The organism is Corynebacterium sp. (assembly GCF_012837295.1).
Taxonomy (GTDB): domain Bacteria; phylum Actinomycetota; class Actinomycetes; order Mycobacteriales; family Mycobacteriaceae; genus Corynebacterium.
The window spans coordinates 1-3,679 of the sequence record NZ_DURI01000379.1; the positions used below are offsets into that span (position 1 = coordinate 1).

Below are 3,679 nucleotides of genomic sequence, written 5' to 3' on the forward strand. Positions count from 1 at the left end.
CCGTGGCCGCTTCGAGGAGGACCGCGGTGGCCGCGGCGTCCGCGACCGCCGCAGCGAGCACGCCGCCCGCAAGGCCGAACGGGCCGAGTTCACCCGCGACGGCATGAGCAAGTTCCGCATCAGCGTCGGCCGCCGCCAGCACGTGCGCCCCGGCGCGATCGTCGGCGCCATCGCCAACGAGGGCGGCCTGACGTCGAAGGACTTCGGCCACATCGACATCCGCGGCGACCACACCCTGGTCGAGCTGCCGGCGAACATGCCGCAGCAGGTGTTCGAGAACCTGAAGGACACCCGCATTTCGGGCCAGTTGATCCACATCACGCCCGACGACGGCACCAACGTCGACGACGGCTCCCACGCCTACGACGACCGCGATGACCGTCGCGGCGGCGGGCGCGGCGGCGACCGTGGCGGCCGCGGTGGTTTCCGTGGCGGTCGCGGCGGCGATGACCGTGGCGGTCGCGGTGGTTACCGCGGTGGCCGTGGGCGCGACGATGAGCGCGGTGGCCGTGGTGGTTACCGTGGCGGTCGCGACGATGAGCGTGGTGGCCGTGGCGGTTACCGTGGCGGTCGCGACGACGAGCGCGGCGGTCGCGGTGGTTACCGTGGCGGTCGCGGCGGCGACGAGCGCGGTGGCCGCGGCGGCTACCGTGGCGGACGCGACTACTAGCCTCCGCCCGGTGCTTTAGCGGCGCCGTTGCACGGAGCAGGATCGCTTTACGACGGACCGGCCCGCACCCTGGAATGGGGTGCGGGCCGGTTTCGTCGTCAAGCGATCTACTCCACGATGATGCGCCCATCCTGCTGGCGATGGTCCACGGCGCGGAGCTCGCCGTCGGGGCCCTTCCACGTCACGGTGATCGTGTCCGGGTCCGCCTGCTCGACGGACTCGACCTGGCCGGTGGCGTCGCCGAAGCTCTCGTGGGCGGCGAAGCCCTCGGGTGCCACGGCGGCGTCGGAGAAGTTCGCGTGGCCCGAGCCGAAGAGAATCACGGCCTGCGGCGACGAACCCGTCGCGCCGGACACCGTGATCACCTGCGCCGAGAGTCCATCGGGACCGCCATCGACGAAGGGATAGAGCGGGTCGGCGACCCACTCGTAGTCGTCCGAGAGATGGCCCTCGAGGGTGGCCCACTTGATGGCCTCCGCCAGACGGGCGTCGTTCGCGAATCCAGAGGCGGTGGGCGTGGTCGCCGCCGGCGGTGCCTCGGTCGTCATGGTTTCGGTGACCCCGGTCGTGGTCGTCATGAGTGCGGAACATGTCTTCCTCTCTGCGGAGGTCCGGTCTCGTCCGTGGACATCCGCTCGCGCCCGGTGGGCGCGCGTCCCTCGTCGGGGATGGTTGTCCGGGGCTACTGCGAGCCTTCCTCGTACAGCGCGTGGTACCTGCCCTGATCCCACAGGTAACGCATCGTCGCCGTCTCGCCGGCGGTGTTCTTCCACCACACGGTGATCTCCTGCGGAGTCGTGCGCTCGATGCGCGACATGCCGCTGATGTTCGTGCCCCACGCGGGGCCCTCGGCGACGAAGCCGGTGGTGACGTAGCGGCCGTTGACCGGGTGGTAGAGCCGCAGCGCCGTCGCCCTGCGCAAGCCAATGCGAACGACGCCGCCGGCGCACCCCGGGTGATCACGGGGCGCCGGCGGCGTCGTCAAGCGCGAAGCTACTTCCGGAACGCCGCCCGCAAGTTGCGCTCCGCCGACTCCGACACGTGGCCGAAGCGGTGCAGCGACCACGACACGGCCTGCTCGCGCAGGTAATGGAGCATTTCGTGGCGACCGCTCTGCACGACCGGCGCGCGATCGAGCCACGAGCCGTTGTCGGCGGCGGCCTCCAACGCAGCCGTGGGCACCGCACCCAGGCACCGCACCCGCGAGGATGCGGCCGCGGAGACGCGGGCGGTGAAGTCGGCGTCATCCTCGACCACGACCCGCACCAGTCCATGCGCCGACAGGACCCTCAGCACCGCCGCGATCGGCGAATCCGCACGGCTCGGCGACGCGCCCGGATGCGAACCGTCCTCGGCGTCGCCGATGACGGACGGAGCGATGGAGACCACGGGGTCCTCCGCACGCCCGCCGGACTGCGACAAGCGCCCGGCCGCATGGCGAGCCGCCGCGGCCGCCAGCACCGTGCGCGCCAACGCCACCGGATGCGCACCCGGCCCGACGCGCACGACCGGCGTCGGGTACGCGCGGTAGCGGAACACGTTCGCCTCGCCGACCAGCCCGGACTCGTCCTTGGCCACGCCGAACTCCGTCGCGGTCCAGTGGGCGTCGGACCCGGCCGCACCCTGCAGATACGCGATGGCGGTGTCGATGTCCGTGCCCAGGTCCGCCGCCGTCGTCGCGGAGGCAGCCTTGCCGGTGGCGTCCGTGGCGGCGTCCGACTCGGGCGTGGCCGGGGGAGCGTCGTCCGAACCCGTGCCCGAGGAGTCGGTGGCGCCGATCGCGCTGGCGCGCAGGGCGTCGGCCAGATCGCGCAGCACCGCGTTAGTGGCCCGACCCGTGCTGGCCTGCGGCATGTTCGGCGCCGGTGCATCGTGAACCGTGCCCAGCTGCGCCACGTAGTTCGGGCCACCGGCCTTCGCGCCCGGCCCGACCGACGAACCCTTCCAGCCGCCGAACGGCTGGCGGCGGACGATCGCGCCCGTGATGTGCCGGTTGACGTAGGCGTTGCCCACCTCCACCTTCGACAGCCACGTGGCGACCTCGGCGGAATCCAGCGTATGGATGCCGCCGGTCAACCCGTAGTCGACGGCGTTCTGCCACTCGATGGCCGTCTCCAGATCGGGCGCGCGCATGATGCCCAGCACCGGGCCGAAGCACTCCGTGAGGTGGAACCACGAGCCGGGCTTGACGTTGTCGCGGATGCCCGGCGACCAGATCAAGCCGTCGTCGTCGAGCTGGCGCGGCGTGACCAGCCACTTCTCGCCGGGCTCCAGCGCCGTCAGGCCCCGGCGCAACTTGTCGCCGGGGGCCTCGACCAGCGGTCCCATGTCCGTGGACAGGTCGCGGCCGTGGCCGACGCGGAGGGTCTCGGCGGCGTCGAGGATCTGCCCCAGCAGCCGCTCGGACTTGCCCGCCGCACCGACGAGAATGACCAGCGACCCGGCCGAGCACTTCTGCCCGGCATGGCCGAACGCCGACGAGATGACGTCGCGCGCCGCCAGGTCCGGGTCTGATGCCGGGGTGACGATGATCGCGTTCTTGCCGCTGGTCTCCGCAAGCACCGTCCGCTCGGGCCGCCAGCCGCGGAACAGCGACGCCGTCTCGGAGGCGCCGGTGAGGATCACCGCGTCGACGTCGTCATGCGTCAGCAGCGCCCGGCCGGCCGAACCCTCGTCGGTGTTGGCCAGCTGGATCAAATCCGGGTCCGCGCCGGCGTCGGCAAGCCCCTGGCGCAGCGCGGCGACGGCGACCTCCGCCACCCGCACCACCTGGGGCGCGGGGGAAATGATCACCGCCGACCCCGCCGCCAGCGCCGCGACCATGCCGCCCACGGGGATGGCGACGGGGAAGTTCCACGGCGGCGACACCACGGTGACGCGGTTGGGCGTGAACGCGATGCCCGGCTCGTCGGCGATGGCCCGGGCCGACGCGGCGTAGTAGCGGATGAAGTCGATGGCCTCGCTGACCTCGGGATCGGACTCGGCGACGGTCTTGCCCGGCCCGTGGAC

At 72.2% G+C, this 3,679-nt stretch carries 4 protein-coding genes; 1 reads left to right on the forward strand and 3 read right to left on the reverse strand.

The features are described from left to right. A partial coding sequence (locus GX015_RS12710; RefSeq protein ID WP_291345503.1) for a DbpA RNA binding domain-containing protein occupies window positions 1–670 on the forward strand: 670 nt, incomplete at its 5' end. A 107-nt stretch (window positions 671–777) separates the two neighbouring features. Here the strand turns inward: GX015_RS12710 and GX015_RS12715 are convergent. The 3 genes from GX015_RS12715 to GX015_RS12725 form a co-directional block, all read right to left on the reverse strand. Further along, window positions 778–1,248, reverse strand: coding sequence for a hypothetical protein (locus tag GX015_RS12715; RefSeq protein ID WP_291345504.1), 471 nt, complete (start codon window positions 1,246–1,248; stop codon window positions 778–780). 104 nt (window positions 1,249–1,352) lie between these two features. Then, entirely contained in the window at window positions 1,353–1,592 is a 240-nt protein-coding gene (locus GX015_RS12720) for a hypothetical protein (RefSeq protein ID WP_291345505.1), read from the reverse strand. A 71-nt stretch (window positions 1,593–1,663) separates the two neighbouring features. Then, window positions 1,664–3,679 (reverse strand): aldehyde dehydrogenase family protein (locus GX015_RS12725; protein ID WP_291345506.1); only part of this gene is annotated, 2,016 nt, incomplete at its 5' end.

Coding starts and splice junctions, on each gene's coding strand:
- GX015_RS12715 (WP_291345504.1), bottom strand. CDS start 1,248: ATGACGACCACGACCGGGGTCACCGAAACCATGACGACCGAGGCACCG.